The sequence below is a fragment of the Streptomyces sp. S465 genome (assembly GCF_026898115.1).
In the GTDB taxonomy this organism is placed as follows: Bacteria; Actinomycetota; Actinomycetes; order Streptomycetales; family Streptomycetaceae; genus Streptomyces; species Streptomyces luomodiensis.
This window is the reverse complement of sequence record NZ_CP114036.1, coordinates 2,790,854-2,808,133: the sequence shown is the minus strand read 5'-3', so window position 1 is coordinate 2,808,133 and position 17,280 is coordinate 2,790,854. Positions and strand designations below refer to the sequence as shown.

The following is a 17,280-nucleotide window of genomic DNA, read 5'->3' as shown; positions in this document are numbered from 1 at the left end:
CCCGCTCAGTGGTTAGCGTCCCAGCCACTGTTGCCGAGCATCGCCGTAAGGCGACGTGGAGGGGGACATGAGAACCGCGCGAACCATTGCGAGCGCCGTCTGTACCGCAGCGGCGCTGGGAGCCACGCTGTCGTTTGGTACGTCGTCGGCCTCCGCCGCCCCCGCCGACACCTGCGTCTACCCGTACGTGTGCATCCATAGGGCCGTAGACGGGGTCATTATCGGACGGTTCCAGGACGTCACCTCGGAGTATCAGCCCCTTCCGTCCAGGCCGACCCACGTGTACCTCGTCAACACACGGCACGACGACGTCGTCTACGTGCGCAGCGCCGACGGAGTGGTTTTCTGCGCCGCCCCTGGCGTCAGCGTCGGGCTTGGTGATCTTGTTCTCACCGGCATACGCATCTCCTCGTCCGCGACCTGCGATTGAGCCCCGACCGCACCGGCTGGTGAACGATTAAGGAGAAGAGATGAGGACATCAGGGCGGACCCTCAGCCGAGCTGTATGGGCCGCGGTGACGGCCACCGGGCTCATGGCCGTTTCCGCGGGGACGGCGGTCGCCGTCCCCGCGAGCGCTTCAGGCTTGCCGAGGGCTGCGGCGAGCTGTGCGTACCCCTACGTGTGTCTGTTCAAGGACGGCGTCAAGATCGGCCAGTTCCAGGACGTCACCACGGACTGGCAGCCGTTGCCGTCACAACCGACCGGCACCATCACCATCACCAACACCCGTCTCGACGACACCGCCCACATCCGGTTCTCCACCGGCTCGACCATATGTCTGCCGCCGGAGTACACCATCGACGTCGCGGGACCGCTCACGGGGATTCGCATCTCCACCGCCGCGACCTGCTGAGGTCTGACACGAGGCCGCGGGCTCAGCGCTACGAGCCGGATGGCAGTAGTCCGCGAGCCAGGGTGAAGGCAGCCGTCGCGGTGGACAGGAGGGCGTTGATCCTTTCGAGGACGCGAGCCGTCCTGTCGGCATCCTGCGCGTCGACGGCCGCGGCCAGGTCGTCGGCGTACTCCCGCGCCCTTACCGCCTCATCGGACGTTGCGCTGTCCGCGTCCGTGCGCAGGGCGTCGATCAGTTGCTGGTGGGGAACGTCAGGTGCGTTCGCCCGGTTGCCGTAGCCGCCGTGGGCCACCGAATGGTGGCTGTTGACGTTCGCCACGACGAAGCCGCCCGGTCCAGTGGAGATGTGCACCCCTTCGCCTCCTGTCCAGATGAACTTGCCCTCGTACTCGGCCCAGCCCTTGTGCGTCACGCTGTAGCTGCCGAACCGCCAACCCTCCACGGCGATCAGTTTGTGCTTGAGCAGCTCGGCCAGGATGTACATGACGTCCGCCCGATTCCATCCGCGTTCGGCGAAGTAGTCGGTCATCATCACGCGCCGCCCCTGGTACGCCGCCCGTCGGCACATCTCGCGGAATGCCTGACCCTGATAGATCTCCAACTGGCCCGGGGCGACCGACGGCTCCGGGAGTCCCCGTCGGTGCACGACTCCGCGGATCCATACGAACAGCGTGTAGATCAACCAGCAGAGCAAGGCGGTCACAATCAGCGCCGGTGTCGACTCCACGCGTATCAACCTTCCCCCCGTCGGCCTCAAGGCAACACATTTTAGGACCAGTTGGTACGCTATGGAATCGGTGCCACCAAACGGTGTGGACAAGTGGATGGCGGCTTTTCCGCGTGGATGCCGCTCAGGCGCTGAGCCGGAGCTCCTCGGCCAGGTCCGCGAAGACCGCCGCGTTCAGCGCGTACGCGCGCTTGCACTCCTCCACCACGCGCTGCTTCTCCAGGTCGTCCACCGGCAGCGCGTCCAGCAGCGTGCGGTACTCCCGCTTGAACGCGGCGGGGTTGCCGATCGAATCGAAGACGTAGAACCGCACCCCGTCGCCCTTGCGCGAAAAGCCCCAGGTCTTCTCCGCCGTGTCCCGTACGATCTGGCCGCCGGACAGATCGCCCAGGTAGCGGGTGTAGTGGTGGGCGACATAGCCCGCCGGCCAGTCGCGGGCGCACTCCGCCACCCGCGCCGCGTACGCCGCCGTGGCGGGCAGCGCGGTCAGGCCGGTGCGCCAGTCCGGGCCGCCGAGATGGGCCAGATCGCGCTCCAGCTCGGCCAGGCGGGCCAGCTCCGGGCGGATGAACGGCCCCGCCACGGGGTCCTTCGCGAGCGCGTCGGCCGGGGCCTCCAGGGCGCGGTAGACGAACCACAGCTGCTCGGAGTAGCGGCGGTACGCCGACACACCGAGCCGCCCCCCGAGCAGATCGCTCATGAACGACGAGCTCCCGACGCTCGTGTGCGCTTCCCGTGAGGCGGTGCGGATCATGGCGGAGAACTCCACGGTGGACCTCCGGGGCCGGGGTGAGTAGGTTAGCCTTACCTAAGTAGAGGTCCGTGCGCTACGTCAATACCTTCCCGACAGGTTGTCGGTAAAACACGGCAGCGAAGAGGGCTGTCGGTGGCATCACCGACAGCCCTTCCGGTCTCAGCCGCTACGGCAGAGTCAGGATCTCCGCCCCGCTCTCCGTCACCACCAGCGTGTGCTCGAACTGCGCAGTCCGCTTGCGGTCCTTGGTGACCACGGTCCAGCCGTCCTCCCACATGTCGTACTCATAGGTGCCGAGCGTCAGCATCGGCTCGATGGTGAACGTCATCCCCGGCTTGATCTCGGTGGTGTGGTGTGGGCTGTCGTAGTGCGGCACGATCAGGCCGGAGTGGAACGAGGTGTTGATGCCGTGCCCCGTGAAGTCGCGGACCACGCCGTAGTCGAAGCGCTTGGCGTACGACTCGATGACCCGGCCGATGATGTTGATCCGGCGGCCCGGCTTGACGGCCTTGATCGCGCGGTTGAGGGACTCCCGCGTGCGCTCGACGAGCAGCCGCGACTCCTCGTCCACCTCGCCGCACAGATAGGTGGCGTTGGTGTCCCCGTGCACCCCGCCGATGTAGGCGGTGACGTCGAGGTTCACGATGTCGCCGTCCCTCAGGACGGTGGTGTCCGGAATGCCGTGGCAGATGACCTCGTTGATCGAGGAACACAGTGACTTGGGGAAGCCGCGGTAGCCCAGCGTCGAGGGGTACGCGCCGTGGTCGCACATGTACTCATGGGCGACCCGGTCCAGCTCGTCCGTGGTGACCCCCGGCGCGATCAGCTTGGCAGCCTCCGCCATCGCCCGCGCGGCGATGCCCCCCGCGATCCGCATGCGCTCGATCGTCTCGGCGTCCTGGACCTCGGGCCCGGCATAGGGGGTCGGGCCGTCCTTCCCGACGTACTCAGGACGCGGGATCGAGGCGGGAACGGCGCGGGTGGGGGAGAGCTTCCCCGGGACTAGAAGCGACTGGCCAGACATACCGGCGAGTGTATCGGCGGCGCATGGGGCAGCATGGCCGCGAGAGAGATGGCCGCAGGGGAGCACGAGCGGAAGGGCGAGGCCGGGATGGCGCTGTTCAGGAGAGGGACCGCCGGCAAGCCCGGCGAGTGGTACTACTGCGTCCGGCACCAGAAGGTCGAGGAGGGCCCGGAGTGCCGCGCCGCCGACCGCCTCGGACCGTACGCCTCCCCCGAGGAGGCCGCCCACGCGATGGAGACGGCGCGCGAGCGGAACGAGGAGTGGCGGAACGACCCCCGCTGGCAGGACGACTAGAGCACGGCGGCTGGGGCGCGGTGGTGGGCCCCGGCGGCCGGGTCACGGCGGTGGGCCACGGCGACTGGGCCCCGGCGGCTGGATCACGGCGGTTGGGCACCGGTGGCTGGGGCACGGCGGCTGGATCACGGTGGCTGGGCCCCGGCGGCTGGGGCACGGCGGCTGGATCACGGTGGCTGGGCCCCGGCGGCTGGGGCACGGCGGCTGGATCACGGCGGCTGGGCCCCGGCGGCTGGGGCACGGTGGCTGGGCCCCGGCGGCTGGGGCACGGCGGTTGGGCCCCGGCGACTGGGGCACGGTGGCTGGATCACGGCGGCCGGGCCACGGCGGCCAGGGCACGGCGGTTGGGCCACGGTGACTGGGCCCCGACGGCTGGGGCACGGTGGCTGGGTCACGGCGACTGGATCACGGTGGCTGGGCCCCGGCGGCTGGGCCCCGGCCCCCGGCCGCGACGCCCCTTCGGCCTGGACGGGACGGGTCCCCAGTTCAGACGGGACGGGTCCCGGGTCCGGACGGGACGGGCCCCGGGCCGCCGGGCCTTGGGGCCAGCCCGGTGATCGGCCCGGGACCGGGCCGGGCGCCGTAGGTCATCGGGGTTCCCGGAGGAGCCCGGCACTCAGGCCGAGGAAGCATCCGCCCGCGGAGCGGGGTGTGAGGAGCCGGATCGCCGCCGGGCGATCCGGCAGCGGCCCGGGGAGTGGCGAGGGCGATCCGGCAGCGGCCCGGGGAGTGGCGGAGCGGTCCGCGCCGTCACCAGCGGGTCGGTGGCGGTGCCGTGAGGTGTTCGGCCAGCCGGGCCAGCCGGTCCTGGAAGCGGCGGCGGCCGGGTCGCGGCAGGCTGTTCTCCCCGGCGGCCGCGCTGACCAGGTGCTGAATGGTGTCGAGGTCGAGCTCGCCGCCCTCGGGGGCGGACAGCCCGTCGTGGGCCAGGGCCCCCAGCTCGGTGTCGCCGCTGTCGAGGGCGAGTACGGTCGCCCCGCCCCGGCGGGCGTCGTTGACCCGTTCCAGCAGCCCGGCTCCGGGGTCGCCCGGCGCGACCACCAGCAGCGTCTCACCGCGGCCCGCGCTCTCCAGCCGCCCCAGCCCGACCGCCAGATGCGCGGGGACGGCGCCGCCCTCCGGGACCCGGTGGCGGACCAGGGTGGGGGACAGCTCGGGCAGTCCGGACCAGGCCGCCTCGTCGTCCAGGTGCGCGGCCAGGTGCCATGGTTCGTACTCCTCGCTGCCGACCAGCAGCAGCCCGCCCGCGCGCGGCCCGACCGAGGCCCGCAGCGAGCCCGCGAAGCGGCGGGTGGCCTGAAGCCATTCGGTTCCGGCGAGGACCTCGCGCAGTAGCGCGACCCTTACGGCGTCCATGGCATCCGCATCCTGCCCCGGTCCGCGCCCCGACGGGCCCGGTTGGGCCCCGGCTCACTCCTTCGGGGCGTATCCCGTATGGGAGGCCGTATCCCGTATCCGGGACACGGCGCGCGCTCGCCCGGCGCCGTCTCGAACTGTTCATTGCGCCGTCTCTTGACGCTCTGTGAGGCAAACCCTAAGGTCGCGGCACACAAGGGACGTCCTACGTCCCATTTTTCTGACTCGGCACTCGATTGCGACGGGGCATCGGGAGGTCTGATGGCAGTCGGCACGGGGGCGGCACGCGCGTACGAGGTGTCCGTTCCGTTCCGGGCGGGGACCGAGGGCTATGCGAGCTACCGGATTCCGGCGACCGTGCTGACCCGCGCCGGTACCGTCCTGGCCTTCGCCGAGGGCCGCGTGGGTTCCTCCGCCGACCACGGGGACATCGACCTCGTGCTCAAGCGGTCGGCCGACGGCGGACGGACCTGGGGCGGCTTACAGGTCGTCGCCCGCAACGGCGACGGCACGGCGGGCAACCCGGCCCCCGTCGTCCTCGAAGGCGGCCCGCACGACGGCCGCGTCCTGCTGGTGCACGTCCGCAGCGCCGCCTCGGCCACCGAGGACCGCATCCGGCGCGGCGAGGTCGGCGCGGCCGACGGGCGGCGGGTGTGGCTGACGTACAGCGACGACGACGGCGCGAGCTGGAGCGAGGCCCGCGAGATCACCGCGAGTACCAAGCGGCCCGCATGGCGCTGGTACGCCACCACCCCCGGCCACGCCCTCCGGCTGCGGTACGGGGCGCATCCGGGCCGGATCGTCGTCCCGGCCAATCACTCGCTGCCCCCGACCGTCCCCGGCGACGACGGCACCGAGGGCCGGTACAACGGCGGGCACGCTCTGCTCAGCGACGACGACGGCGCCACCTGGCGGATCGGTTACGTCGACGACAACCCCGACGGCTACGTCAACGCCAACGAGACCACCGCCGCCCAACTCCCCGACGGCCGCGTCTACTTCAACACCCGCACCGAGGCGACCGCGCCCGGTACCCGCGCCGACGCCTACTCCCTCGACGGCGGCGCCACCCTGGAGCTCCCCTTCCGGCCCCAGGCCGGTCTGGTCACCCCCGTGGTCGAGGGCAGTGTGCTGCACCTCGGCGAGCCGGACGCGCTGCTCTACTCCGGCCCCGCCGACCCCGCCCACCGGGCCCTGATGACCGTCCGCACCAGCCATGACGGCGGCCTCACCTGGCGGCCCACGCACACCGTGAACGGCCTGCCCGCCGCCTATTCCGACCTGGTCCGGCTCGATGACGCCACGGTCGGACTGCTCTACGAGACCGGCGACTTCAGCGCCTACTCGACCATCACATTCCGGCGCATCCCCCTGGAGGAGCTGGTATGAGCGAGACCCCGACCGATACGAGCGGCACCCCGACCGACACGAACGACACCCCGGCCCGACGGAACACCCGGACCTACGGCGCGCCCCGCCGCGCCGTCCTCGGCGGGGCCGCCGCCGCGGCCGCCGGGCTCGCCCTCGCGGGCTGCGGCTCGGACGGCGACGGCGGCGATGAGCCCAAGGACCGCAAGAAGGGCGAGAAGATCACCCTGACCTTCTGGTCCTGGGTGCCGGGCATCGACAAGCCCGTCGCCCTGTGGAACAGGGAGAACCCCGAGGTCCAGGTCGAGGTCGAGAAGGTCTCGGCCGTCGACGGCGCCCAGTACGCCAAGATGCACGCCGCCATCAAGGCGGGCAATCCGCCGGACCTCGGCCAGATCGAGTACCCGGTCGTGCCCAGCTTCCTCATCGACAACGGCCTGCTGGACCTGACCAGGTACGGGATCGCCGACCACAAGGACGAGTTCATCGGCTGGCAGTGGCAGCAGTCCGTGTTCGGCAAGGCCGTCTACGCCGTACCGCAGGCGTCCGGTCCGATGGGCCTGTTCATCCGCCGCGACCTGTTCGACCGGTGGGCCGTGGAACCGCCCACGACCTGGGACGAGTACGAGGCGGCGGCCGAGGCGATCCGTAAGAAGGGCGCCTGGATCGAGACCTTCTCGGCGACCAACGGCAACCGCTTCGCGGGACTGGCCTGGCAGGCCGGGGCGCGCTGGTTCGGCACCGAGGGCGACACCTGGACCGTCTCCATCGACGACGAGCCCACCCGTAAGGTCGCCGACTACTGGGACAACCTGGTCCGGCGGAAGCTGATCAAGACCATCCCGGACCGGCAGAACGCCTGGTACAAGGATGTCCAGACCGGCGCCATGGCCTCCTGGCTCGGCGCCAGCTGGGGCGACGCCCTGCTGGTCGGCAACGCGCCCAAGACGGCCGGGAAGTGGCGGGTCGTGCCCATGCCGCAGTGGCGGAAGGGCGACGCCGCCTACGCCAACTGGGGCGGCTCCACCACCGCGGTTTTCGCCAAGTCCAGGTACCCCAAGGACGCGCTGGCCTTCGCGATCTGGCTCAACACCGACCCCGAGTCGATCAAGCTCCTGATCGAGAACGGCTACGGCACCCCCGGCGCCAAGCAGGGGTACACCACCTCCCAGCTCGATGTGCACAAGGACTTCTTCGGCGGCCAGGAGTACAGCGAGGTCTTCGACGCGGCGAGCAAGGGCGTGGACACCAGCTGGCAGTGGGGCCCCGCCACGGACACCCTCTACCAGCGGCTCGGTGACGCCTTCACGGCGGCCATCGGAGACGGGTCCTCCTTCCGTTCCGTGCTGAAGAAGGTGCAGGGCGAGACGATCGGCGATCTGAAGGAAAAGGGCCTCAAGGTGGAGGCCGGGTGAGGCGGCGGATGAGAGCACGCCCCCGCCGCCTCACCCGGACCGAGGCGCGCAGCGCCCGAGCCGCGACCGGGTTCCTGCTGCCCTTCCTCGCGCTCTTCCTGCTGTGCTTCATCGCCCCCATCGGCTACGCCCTCTACCAGAGCCTGCTGAAGGTCGAGCGCACCGGGCCGCTCGGCCTCGGCGGCGAGACCACCCAGGTGTGGGCGGGCCTGTCCAACTACGCACACGCCCTCCAGGACGACCGCTTCACGGCGGGCTTCGGACGGGTGCTGCTCTTCGGCGCCGTCCAGATCCCGGTGATGATCGCCTTCGCCACCGCGCTCGCGCTGCTGCTGGAGGCCGCCTCCGCACGCTGGGTCGGCTTCTTCCGGACCGCCTTCTTCCTGCCGTACGGCGTGCCCGGTGTGATCGCCTCGATCCTGTGGGGCTTCCTCTACGTCCCCGGGATCAGCCCGCTGGTGGAGATGGCCCATTCGGCCGGCTGGGACGTGGACTTCCTGGGCCGCGGGGCGGTCCTGTGGTCCATCGCCAACATCGTCACCTGGCAGTTCACCGGCTACAACATGCTGGTGCTGATCGCCCAGCTCAAGGCGATACCCGGGGAGCTGTACGAGGCGGCGCGGATCGACGGGGCCAGTGCCTGGCAGGTGGCCCGGCACATCAAACTCCCCCTGATCCGGCCCGCGCTCGTGCTCACCACCGTCTTCAGCCTCATCGGCACGCTCCAGCTCTTCGCCGAGCCGAAGGTGCTCAAACCGCTGAGCAACTCCATCGACTCCGGCTACACCCCCAATCTGGCCGCCTACAACGAGGCGTTCACCAGCAACAACCAGCACATCGCGGCAGCCGAGGCGGTGCTGCTCGCCCTCGTCGCCTGTGTGCTGTCCTTCGGGTTCCTCCGGCTCGTGGGACAGCGGGGGAAGGACGGTGAGCGGGGATGAGCAAACCGAACGACCTGTCCCAACCCCCCTTGCGGCACCGGATCGTCACCGTCTCGCTGCTCACCGTCGCCGCGATCTACTTCCTCACCCCCGTCTACTGGCTCGTCGTCTCCTCCACCAAGTCCAGCAGCGACCTCTTCGGCACCTTCGGCTTCTGGTTCCACGACCCGCATCCGCTCGACTATCTGCACGGGGTGCTCAGCTACGACGACGGCGTCTACGTCCGGTGGTTCGCCAACAGCCTGATGTACGCGGGCGTCGGCGCGCTCGCCGCGACCCTGCTGTCGGCCGCGGCCGGCTACGCCCTGGCCACGTTCCGCTTCCCCGGCCGGGAGGGGATCTTCAACGTCATCCTGGCCGGCGTGCTGATCCCGGGCACGGCGCTCGCCCTCCCGCTCTACCTGCTCTTCAGCGAGATCGGCCTGGCCAACACCTACTGGGCGGTGCTGATCCCCAGCGTGGTCAGCCCCTTCGGGGTCTACCTCTGCCGGATCTACGCGGCCGCCGCCGTCCCGGGCTCCCTCCTGGAGGCGGCGCGGATCGACGGTGCGGGGGAGGCCCGGATCTTCTCCACCCTGGGGCTGCGGCTGATGACCCCGGCGCTGGTCACGGTCTTCCTGTTCCAGTTCGTGCACATCTGGAACAACTTCTTCCTGCCGCTGGTCATGCTCTCCGACTCCGACCTCTATCCGATCCAGCTGGGCCTGACCTCCTGGCAGGGGTACGCGGACCGGCAGCCGGAGCTGTACCAGTACACGGTCGGCGGGGCGCTGCTGTCCGTGCTGCCGCTGATGGTGCTGATGGGCGTGCTCCAGCGGTACTGGCGCACGGGGCTGACGGAGGGGAGCGTCAAGGCGTAAGGGCAGGTGGGCGTCACGGCGTAAGAGATGTCACCCTGAAGCGGAGCGCGGTGCGTGACAGTATCGCTGTCATGACTACTCCTGACGCACCTCACGCCGCGCGTCCCGGATCCGACGCGCCCGCGAAGAAGGCCCCCGCCAAGGACCCCTGGGACCTCCCCGATGTGTCCGGTCTGACCGTCGGCGTCCTGGGCGGCACCGGTGACCAGGGCCGCGGCCTCGCCTACCGGCTGGCCAGGGCGGGCCATAAGGTGATCATCGGCTCACGCGCCGCCGAGCGCGCGCAGACCGCGGCGCGCGAACTGGGCGGCGCGGAGCTCGGCATCGAGGGCGCGGACAACGCCGAGTGCGCGCGCCGCAGCGATGTCGTCATCGTCGCGGTCCCGTGGGACGGCCACGCCAAGACGCTGGAGTCGCTGCGCGAGGAGCTCAGCGGCAAGCTCGTCATCGACTGCGTCAACCCGCTGGGCTTCGACAAGAAGGGCGCGTACGCCCTGAAGCCGGAGGAGGGCAGCGCCGCCGAGCAGGCCGCCGCCCTGCTGCCGGACTCCCGGGTCACCGCGGCCTTCCACCACCTCTCGGCGGTGCTGCTCCAGAACCCCGAGGTCGAGCAGATCGACACCGATGTGATGGTCCTGGGGGAGTCGCGCGCCGACACCGATCTGGTCCAGGCGCTCGCGAACCGCATCCCGGGGATGCGCGGCGTCTACGCGGGCCGGCTGCGCAACGCCCACCAGGTGGAGTCCCTGGTGGCCAACCTGATCTCGGTCAACCGCCGCTACAAGGCCCACGCCGGCCTGCGCGTCACGGACATCTGAGGGCGCCCACGCGTCCGCTCCACCGGGGCGCCCGGCCCCTCCGGCGGTGCATGGGGGACAATGTGGGGGAGTGACACACCCCCCGACAGGAGCCGACCCCATGCCCCGCCTCGCCCTCTACACCCTGGCCGTCTGCGTCCTCGCCATCGCCGCGGCCGTCGTGTCCTTCGCGCGGGGGAGCTGGCTCGGGATCGTCTGGGTCCTGATCGCCGGTATCTCGTCCAACATGGCCTGGTACTACCTGCGCAAGGCCCGCGCCGACCGCGCCGACCGTGAGGGCGCGGGCGCCACGAGCTGATCCGTGAAGCCCCGCCGGCCGGACCCTAGGAGCCGAAGCCGGGCAGCTGGGGCTCGCCCTGCCAGAAGCGGAAGAACTCCTGACCCCAGTAGGTCTCCCACTCCGATACGCCCAGGGCCCGCATCACCGCGTCGATCGCGTCGAAGAACACCTGGTTGACCTCCGGTATCCACAGGATGCCGAAGACCGCGAGCAGCCCGAACGGCGCGTACGGCTCGACCTGGCGCCGGATGCGGTAGGACAGCCACGGCTCGATCACCCCGTAGCCGTCCAGGCCCGGCACTGGCAGGAAGTTCAAGATCGCCGCCGTGACCTGGAGCAGTGCCAGGAAGGCGAGCGCGTAGCGGAACAGCTCCGGCACCCGGTCCGTGGCGCCGAGCCAGAACGGGGCCGTCAAGGCCGCCGCGAACAGCACGTTCGTCAGCGGGCCCGCGGCCGAGATCAGGCTGTGCTTCCAGCGGCCCCGGATGCGGTGCCGCTCGATGAAGACCGCCCCGCCGGGCAGCCCGATGCCACCCATGATCACGAAGACCACGGGCAGCACGATGCTCAGCGCCACATGCGTGTACTTCACCGGGTTGAGGGTCAGATAGCCCTTCGCCCCGATGGTCAGGTCCCCGCCGTGCAGCGCGGTACGCGCATGGGCGTACTCGTGCAGGCACAGGGAGACGACCCAGCCGGAGACGACGAACAGGAAGACGGCGAAGCCGGGGCTCGCGGAGTACTCCGTCCACACGGCCCACGCGGACACGGCCATGATCGCGACCAGACCGAGGAAGACGGGACTGACGCGCCGGTCGTGGCGGCTGACTGCGGTGGTCATCGGGTGGGGTCTCCATACGGCTGGTGATGGCTGGCAGAGGAACGATGAACAGCGTGCACGGAGTTCCGGGCCAGGGGAAACGGACGTGACCAGGGCCACGCGGGCGGGGCGCCCGGCGAGCGGATCGAGAGCCCGGCCGGCGACCGGAGGGCCGGCCCCGGACCCGTCGTCGGTTCCCGCGCGGTTGAGGCTGATGCCCCGCCGGGCGGGCCATCCACCAGAATGGGCCCGTGCGCTACGGCATCCTCGGCACCACCCAGGCCCGCCAAGACGACGGCACCCCCGTCGAGCTCGGCGGGGCGCGGCTGCGCGCGCTGTTGGCGGCGCTGGCGCTGGCGCCCGGCCGGGCCCGGACCACCGGGGTGCTCATCGGGGAGATCTGGCACACCGATCCCCCCGCCGACGGGCAGGGCGCGCTACAGGCCCTGGTCGGGCGGCTACGGCGGGTGCTCGGCAAGGACGCCGTGGAGTCCGTCCCCGGCGGGTACCGGCTGCGCGCCCACCCCGACGACGTCGATCTGCACCGCTTCGAACGGCTCGCGGAGGAGGGCGCCCGCGCCCTCGCCGACGGCGATCCGGCCAAGGCCGTCGATCTGCTCGACGACGCCCTCGCGCTGTGGCGCGGGCCGGCGCTCAGCGATCTGCCCGACGCCGGGGCGCCCGCCGCCCGCGCCGAGGCGCGGCGGCTGGCCGCGCGGCGCGGCCGGCTCGCCGCCGACCTCGCCCTCGGCCGCGCCGACCAGGCCCTCCCCGTGCTCACCGGCCTCTGCGACGACCACCCCCTGGACGAGCCGCTGCACGCGCTGCGCATCCGCGCCCTGCGGGACGTGGGCCGTACGGCGGAGGCGCTGGCGGCGTACGAGGCGATCCGTACGGAGATCGCCGAGCGGCTGGGCGCCGATCCGGGGCCGGAGCTGCGGGCGCTCCACGCCGAACTGCTGGCGGAGCCCGGTGCGGGCGCCCCCGTGCCGTCCGCCGCCGCCCCTGCCCGCACCGGCGGCGGCAATCTGCGGGCCCGGCTGACCAGCTTCGTCGGGCGCGAGTCCGATCTGCGCACCCTGCGCGGGGATCTGGCGGGCCATCGGCTGATCACCCTCCTCGGGCCCGGCGGCGCCGGGAAGACGCGGCTGTCGCAGGAGGCCGCCGAGTCGGTGGCGTCCGCCTGGCCGGACGGGGTGTGGCTGGCCGAACTCGCGCCCGTCGACGACCCCGAGACCGTTCCGGAGACGGTCCTCACCGCGCTCGGGGCGCGCGAGACGGTCATCCTCGGCACGGCGACGGAAGGGCTGCGCGCCGCGACCGATCCGGCCGTGCGCGATCCACGCACCCGGCTCATCGAGCACTGCGCCCCGCGCCGCATGCTGATCGTGCTCGACAACTGCGAACACCTCGTCCAGGCCGCGGCCCACCTCGCGGAGTCCCTGCTCGCCCAGTGCCCCGGGGTCACCATCCTGGCCACCAGCCGTGAACCCCTCGCGGTGCCGGGCGAGTTGGTGCGTCCGGTGGAACCGCTGCCCGACCCCGTCGCGCTGCGGCTGCTCCAGGATCGGGGCGCGGCGGCCCGGCCCGGTTTCCGTACCGAGGACGATCCGGCCGCGTGCGCCGAGATCTGCCGGCGCCTGGACGGGCTGCCCCTGGCGATCGAGCTGGCCGCCGCCCGGCTGCGGCTGCTCACCCCGCGGCAGCTCGCCGACCGCCTCGACGACCGCTTCCGCATCCTGACCAGCGGCAGCCGTACGGCGCTGCCCCGCCAGCAGACGCTGCGAGCCGTCGTCGACTGGTCCTGGGACCTCCTCGACGCCCCCGAACGCACGGTGCTCGCCCGGCTGTCCGTCTTCGCCGGCGGCTGCGATCTCGCCGCGGCGGAGGCGGTGTGCGGGGACACCGAAAGGGACACCGGGAGGGCCGCCGGGAAGGACGCGGAAGGGCGGATCGGAGAGGACCCGGTGGGGGATTGCGGGGCCGTGGAGTCCCGCGATGTGGCCGCGCTGCTGGGTTCCCTTGTCGATAAGTCGCTCGTCGTCGCCGCACCGGGCGCGGACGGGGAGATGCGCTACCGGCTGCTGGAGACCGTCGCCGAGTACGCGGCCGAGCGGCTGGACGAATCCGGTGAGCGGGCGGCGGTCGAACGGCGCCATCTGGTCGCCTACCGGGAGCTGGCCCGTACCGCCGATCCGCTGCTGCGCGGCCCCGCGCAGCGCCACTGGCTGGACCGGCTGGAGACCGAGCACGAGAATCTGCGCACCGCGCTGCGCCGGGCCGTGGCCGCCCGTGACGAGCAGGAGGCGCTGTGCCTGGTGCTCTCGCTCGGCTGGTTCTGGCATCTGCGCGGCCACCGCGGCGAAGCGCGGCACTGGGCAGTCGCGGCGGCGTCGCTCGGACCGAGCCCCTTCGCACCGCCCGTGACGCCCGCGCCGCCGCTGTACGTCAGCTGCACCGCCGCCCCGCCGCCGATGGCCCCCGAGCTGCTGGTCGAGGCGCGGCGGGGGGTGCGGCTGTTCGCGCTGGCCAACATCGAGGGCGACCTCCAGGCCATGGCGGACGACGGGACACACGGCGAGCTGGAGGGAATCGTTTCCGCCTACCGGCCCGGCCTGCCCCAGACCTGCCGTCTCCCCGGTGCCCTGTGGTTCTTCGCGGTGCTCCTCAAGGGCGACTTCGCCCTGTTGCGGGAGATGACCGACGCGGCGGTGCGCACCTGCCGGGAGCTGGGCTACGCCTGGGAGCTGGCCTTCACCCTCCAGCTGCGCGCCAAGATCGACAACAACGAGCGGAGTGACCGGGACCAGGACGCGGCCGACGACGCCGACGAAAGCCTGGAGATCTTCCGCGGGCTCGGTGACGCGTGGGGCGCGGCGGAGGCGCTGTCCGGCCGTGCCGAGGCCCGGGAGCGGCGGGGCGCGGCCGCCGCCGCGGCCGAGGACTACCGTGCGGCGATCCGCTGTGCCCAGGAACTCGGGGCCCATGAGCAGGTGTTGCTGCTGCGGTCCCGGCTGGCCGGGCTGTTCGTGGAGTTCGGGGAGGGCGAGCAGGTCGCGAAGGGCGAGCGGATGCTGCGCGAGGTGGTCGAGCAGGGGCAGCACGTGGGCGCCGAGGCGCTGTCGTACGCCCGGATCCATCTGGCGCAGCACTGTGCCGCCACGGGCCGCCTCACCGAGGCACGGACGATCCTGACCTCGCTGCGCCGGGAGTTCGCGACCCGGGCGCTGCGGCTGTTCGAGGGCATGGTGGAGGGGATGCTGGCCGGGCTGGACCTGCTGGAGGGACGGCCGGGCGACGCTCTGGCGACGGTCCGCGGTGCCCTGGCGAAGACGTCTCACCGGATGACCGGGCTGGTCGCGCCGTTCATCCCGGTGATGCAGCTGCTGACCGCGGCCGAGGCGCTGAGCGGCCTCGGCGGCGCGGAGCGGGCCACGGCCGCGGCGCGGCTGGTGGGGGCCTACGACACACTGCGCACGCCCCAGTCCTACCGGCGCGCCGCCACGGAGCGCACGGGCCGGGAGCGGACCGAGGCCGCGGTGCGAGCCGAGCTCGGGGACGCCGCGTACGAGCGGGCCTACACCGAGGGCACCGGCCTCACCTTGGAGGAGGCGCTCCCCCTGGTCTGACGGGCCCCGCCCACGGTCCGGTGATGCTGCCATGGTCCGGCGGTTCGGCGCCGCCGGGTGGTGCGGGGCGCTGACCGCGCCTGGTGCGACGCCGGAGGGCCGCGCCGCCTCCCGTGCGGCGCGGCCCTCCGGCGGGGCCGCGGGCCCAGGGCCGCGGGCCGTCAGGTGGTCTTGTCGCGGAACTTGCGCACCGCGAGCGGCGCCACGATCACCGTGATGGCCAGCGCCCAGATCAAGGTCACCGTCACCGGCTCCGCCACCGCGCCCCGGCCGCTGGTCAGCGCCCGTGCGGCGTCCGCGAGCCGGGACAGCGGGTTGTACTCGGTGAAGGACTGGAGCCAGTCCGGCATGGTGGCGGTCGGGGCGAAGATGGACGAGCCGAACTGTAGGGGCATGATCACGATGAAGCCCATACCGCTGACCGCCTGCGGGGTGGGCAGCGACATCCCCAGCAGCATGAAGATCCAGGTCAGTGAGGATCCGAAGACCAGGGCCAGCAGCACCGCGGCCAACAGCTCCAGCGGCCCGGTCTCGAGCTCGAAGCCCATGATGAAGCCCATGATCAGCAGGATGACGGTGGACACCAGCATCCGGCCGCTCTCCACGACCAGCTTGGCGATCAGCACCGAGGAGCGGGCGATCGGCAGCGTGCGGAAGCGGTCCATGACGCCCTTGTTGAAGTCGTCACTGACGCCGGTGCCGATCGACATCGCGATGTTGAGCCCGCCCATCGCCATCAGACCGGGAATGAAGTAGTTGACGTACTCGCTCCGGTTGCCGCCCGTCATCGCGCCACCGAAGACATAGGTGAACAGCAGCGAGAAGACGATCGGCGTAGCCAGGGCGTCGAACATCGAGAACGGTTCGTACCGGATCTGCATGAAGTAGCGCCGCACCAGCGCGCCGATATGGCGCAGATTGGCCCGGAGCCCGATCCGGGCGTCGCTCTTTCCCGGCACGGGCGCGGTCGTCGTGGCCGCGGTCATGCTGTGTCCCCTCCGTTCGTCCCGCCGCGTCGGCGGCTGCTCGTGACATCGAGGCGCGCGGCGTTCACGCGACGACCTCGTCCAGCGTCTTGCCGTCCTGCGGTGCGGACGCCTTCCGGCCGGTGATGGCCAGGAAGACCTCGTCCAGGCTGGGCACATGGGTGTCGATCCCGGCGATCGCGAAACCGCGCTGACCGAGCAGCCCGATCAGGGCGGTCAGCTGCTCGTCGCTGGCGATGGGCACGTTGACCAGGCCCTCCGCCACATCGGCGGTCGCGCCGCCGATGCCGTCGAGCCCCGCCTGGGTGATGGCGCCGACCATCCGGTGCAGCTCACCGGGGTCGGACGGGCGGATTTGCAGGGTGCGGCCGCCGATCTTGGCCCTGAGCTCGTTCACCCCGCCGTCGGCGATGACCCTGCCCCGGTCGATCACCGTCAGGTGGTCGGCGAGCTGCTCGGCCTCCTCCATGTACTGCGTGGTCAGCAGCACGGTGGCCCCGTCGGCGACCATCCGCCTGACTTCGTCCCACACCTCGTTGCGGGCGTGCGGGTCCAGACCGGTGGTCGGCTCGTCCAGATAGAGCACCGAGGGCCGGCCGATCATGGACGCGGCCAGGTCGAGCCGGCGGCGCATACCGCCGGAGTAGGTGCGCACGCGCCGCTTGCCCGCCTCGGTGAGCGAGAACCGCTCGAGCATGGCGTCCGCCCGCGCCCGCGCCTCCTTGCGGGAGAGGTCGAGCAGCCGCCCGATCATGTAGAGGTTCTCCCAGCCGGGGAGCTTCTCGTCGACCGAGGCGTACTGCCCGGTCAGCCCGATGGTGCGGCGCAGCTGCCGGGGCTGGCGCACCACGTCGTACCCGGCCACCACCGCGGTGCCGGCGTCCGGCACCAGCAGGGTGGACAGACAGCGCACCAGTGTGGTCTTACCGGCGCCGTTGGGGCCCAGCACACCCAGGACGGTGCCCTCCGGCACGTCCAGGTCCACTCCGTCGACGGCCTTGGTGTCACCGAAGTGCTTGACCAGCCCCCGTACTTCGACGGCGTTGCCGTCTCTGATCCTGTGTTCCCCTCGCGTCATGCCACCACGATGCCAGGCACCACCGACAGACCACCGACACGCGGCAGACAGCCCGCCGACGGGGGAAGATCGGCGG

The 17,280-nt window shown here is 71.6% G+C and carries 17 protein-coding genes; 10 read left to right on the top strand and 7 right to left on the bottom strand.

The annotated features are described in order from the left end of the window. The first annotated feature begins 67 nt into the window (after nucleotides 1-67). Both N6H00_RS12095 and N6H00_RS12090 read left to right on the top strand, forming a co-directional pair. Nucleotides 68-430 (top strand): hypothetical protein, encoded by a 363-nt coding sequence (locus tag N6H00_RS12095; protein ID WP_268971652.1) that lies wholly within the window; start codon nucleotides 68-70, stop codon nucleotides 428-430. Between the two features lie 40 nt (nucleotides 431-470). Continuing rightward, nucleotides 471-854: a hypothetical protein gene (locus tag N6H00_RS12090; protein ID WP_268971651.1), complete on the top strand. Its 384-nt coding sequence runs from the start codon at nucleotides 471-473 to the stop codon at nucleotides 852-854. 28 nt (nucleotides 855-882) lie between these two features. Here the strand turns inward: N6H00_RS12090 and N6H00_RS12085 are convergent, their stop codons facing one another. From N6H00_RS12085 to map, 3 genes are all read right to left on the bottom strand, one after another. Then, nucleotides 883-1,581: a hypothetical protein gene (locus tag N6H00_RS12085; protein ID WP_268971650.1), complete on the bottom strand. Its 699-nt coding sequence runs from the start codon at nucleotides 1,579-1,581 to the stop codon at nucleotides 883-885. Between the two features lie 124 nt (nucleotides 1,582-1,705). Beyond that, nucleotides 1,706-2,335: a biliverdin-producing heme oxygenase gene (locus tag N6H00_RS12080; protein ID WP_268976932.1), complete on the bottom strand. Its 630-nt coding sequence runs from the start codon at nucleotides 2,333-2,335 to the stop codon at nucleotides 1,706-1,708. Between the two features lie 166 nt (nucleotides 2,336-2,501). Further along, the gene (gene map, locus N6H00_RS12075) at nucleotides 2,502-3,359 is read right to left on the bottom strand and encodes a type I methionyl aminopeptidase (protein WP_268971649.1); all 858 of its coding nucleotides are present in this window, start codon (nucleotides 3,357-3,359) and stop codon (nucleotides 2,502-2,504) included. Between the two features lie 87 nt (nucleotides 3,360-3,446). Here map and N6H00_RS12070 point away from each other — a divergent pair, with 87 nt between their 5' ends. Next, nucleotides 3,447-3,653 (top strand): hypothetical protein, encoded by a 207-nt coding sequence (locus tag N6H00_RS12070; protein WP_268976931.1) that lies wholly within the window; start codon nucleotides 3,447-3,449, stop codon nucleotides 3,651-3,653. A 750-nt stretch (nucleotides 3,654-4,403) separates the two neighbouring features. Here N6H00_RS12070 and N6H00_RS12065 read toward each other — a convergent pair. After that, nucleotides 4,404-5,009: a hypothetical protein gene (locus N6H00_RS12065; RefSeq protein WP_268971648.1), complete on the bottom strand. Its 606-nt coding sequence runs from the start codon at nucleotides 5,007-5,009 to the stop codon at nucleotides 4,404-4,406. A gap of 261 nt (nucleotides 5,010-5,270) precedes the next feature. On the opposite strand from N6H00_RS12065, the gene N6H00_RS12060 reads away from it, so the two are divergent. The 6 genes from N6H00_RS12060 to N6H00_RS12035 all read left to right on the top strand — a co-directional run bounded on the left by N6H00_RS12060 (nucleotide 5,271) and on the right by N6H00_RS12035 (nucleotide 10,709). After that, nucleotides 5,271-6,398 carry a sialidase family protein gene (locus tag N6H00_RS12060; protein ID WP_268971647.1) on the top strand — a complete coding sequence of 376 codons (1,128 nt, stop codon included), beginning with the start codon at nucleotides 5,271-5,273 and terminating at the stop codon, nucleotides 6,396-6,398. Then, nucleotides 6,395-7,792, top strand: a complete 1,398-nt coding sequence (locus N6H00_RS12055; protein WP_268971646.1) for an ABC transporter substrate-binding protein — start codon at nucleotides 6,395-6,397, stop codon at nucleotides 7,790-7,792. The genes N6H00_RS12060 and N6H00_RS12055 overlap by 4 nt, the downstream gene beginning before the upstream one ends. An 8-nt stretch (nucleotides 7,793-7,800) precedes the next feature. Beyond that, on the top strand, nucleotides 7,801-8,733 hold the full coding sequence (locus N6H00_RS12050; RefSeq protein WP_268971645.1) for a carbohydrate ABC transporter permease: 933 nt from the start codon (nucleotides 7,801-7,803) through the stop codon (nucleotides 8,731-8,733). Next, nucleotides 8,730-9,593 (top strand): carbohydrate ABC transporter permease, encoded by an 864-nt coding sequence (locus N6H00_RS12045; RefSeq protein ID WP_268971644.1) that lies wholly within the window; start codon nucleotides 8,730-8,732, stop codon nucleotides 9,591-9,593. Before N6H00_RS12050 ends, N6H00_RS12045 begins: the two co-directional genes overlap by 4 nt. 71 nt (nucleotides 9,594-9,664) lie before the next feature. After that, nucleotides 9,665-10,411 carry an NADPH-dependent F420 reductase gene (npdG, locus tag N6H00_RS12040; protein WP_268971643.1) on the top strand — a complete coding sequence of 249 codons (747 nt, stop codon included), beginning with the start codon at nucleotides 9,665-9,667 and terminating at the stop codon, nucleotides 10,409-10,411. Between the two features lie 100 nt (nucleotides 10,412-10,511). Then, nucleotides 10,512-10,709: a hypothetical protein gene (locus N6H00_RS12035; protein ID WP_268971642.1), complete on the top strand. Its 198-nt coding sequence runs from the start codon at nucleotides 10,512-10,514 to the stop codon at nucleotides 10,707-10,709. A 25-nt stretch (nucleotides 10,710-10,734) separates the two neighbouring features. On the opposite strand, the gene N6H00_RS12030 is transcribed toward N6H00_RS12035, so the two are convergent. Next, on the bottom strand, nucleotides 10,735-11,532 hold the full coding sequence (locus N6H00_RS12030) for a site-2 protease family protein (RefSeq protein WP_268971641.1): 798 nt from the start codon (nucleotides 11,530-11,532) through the stop codon (nucleotides 10,735-10,737). A 230-nt stretch (nucleotides 11,533-11,762) separates the two neighbouring features. Here N6H00_RS12030 and N6H00_RS12025 point away from each other — a divergent pair, with 230 nt between their 5' ends. Beyond that, nucleotides 11,763-15,140 (top strand): ATP-binding protein, encoded by a 3,378-nt coding sequence (locus N6H00_RS12025; RefSeq protein WP_268971640.1) that lies wholly within the window; start codon nucleotides 11,763-11,765, stop codon nucleotides 15,138-15,140. Between the two features lie 161 nt (nucleotides 15,141-15,301). On the opposite strand, the gene N6H00_RS12020 is transcribed toward N6H00_RS12025, so the two are convergent. Further along, entirely contained in the window at nucleotides 15,302-16,126 is an 825-nt protein-coding gene (locus N6H00_RS12020; RefSeq protein WP_268971639.1) for an ABC transporter permease, read from the bottom strand. Nucleotides 16,127-16,190: 64 nt separating this feature from the next. Continuing rightward, a complete protein-coding gene (locus tag N6H00_RS12015; RefSeq protein ID WP_268971638.1) occupies nucleotides 16,191-17,204 on the bottom strand; it encodes an ATP-binding cassette domain-containing protein in 1,014 nt (337 codons plus the stop codon). Nucleotides 17,205-17,280 lie beyond the last annotated feature (76 nt).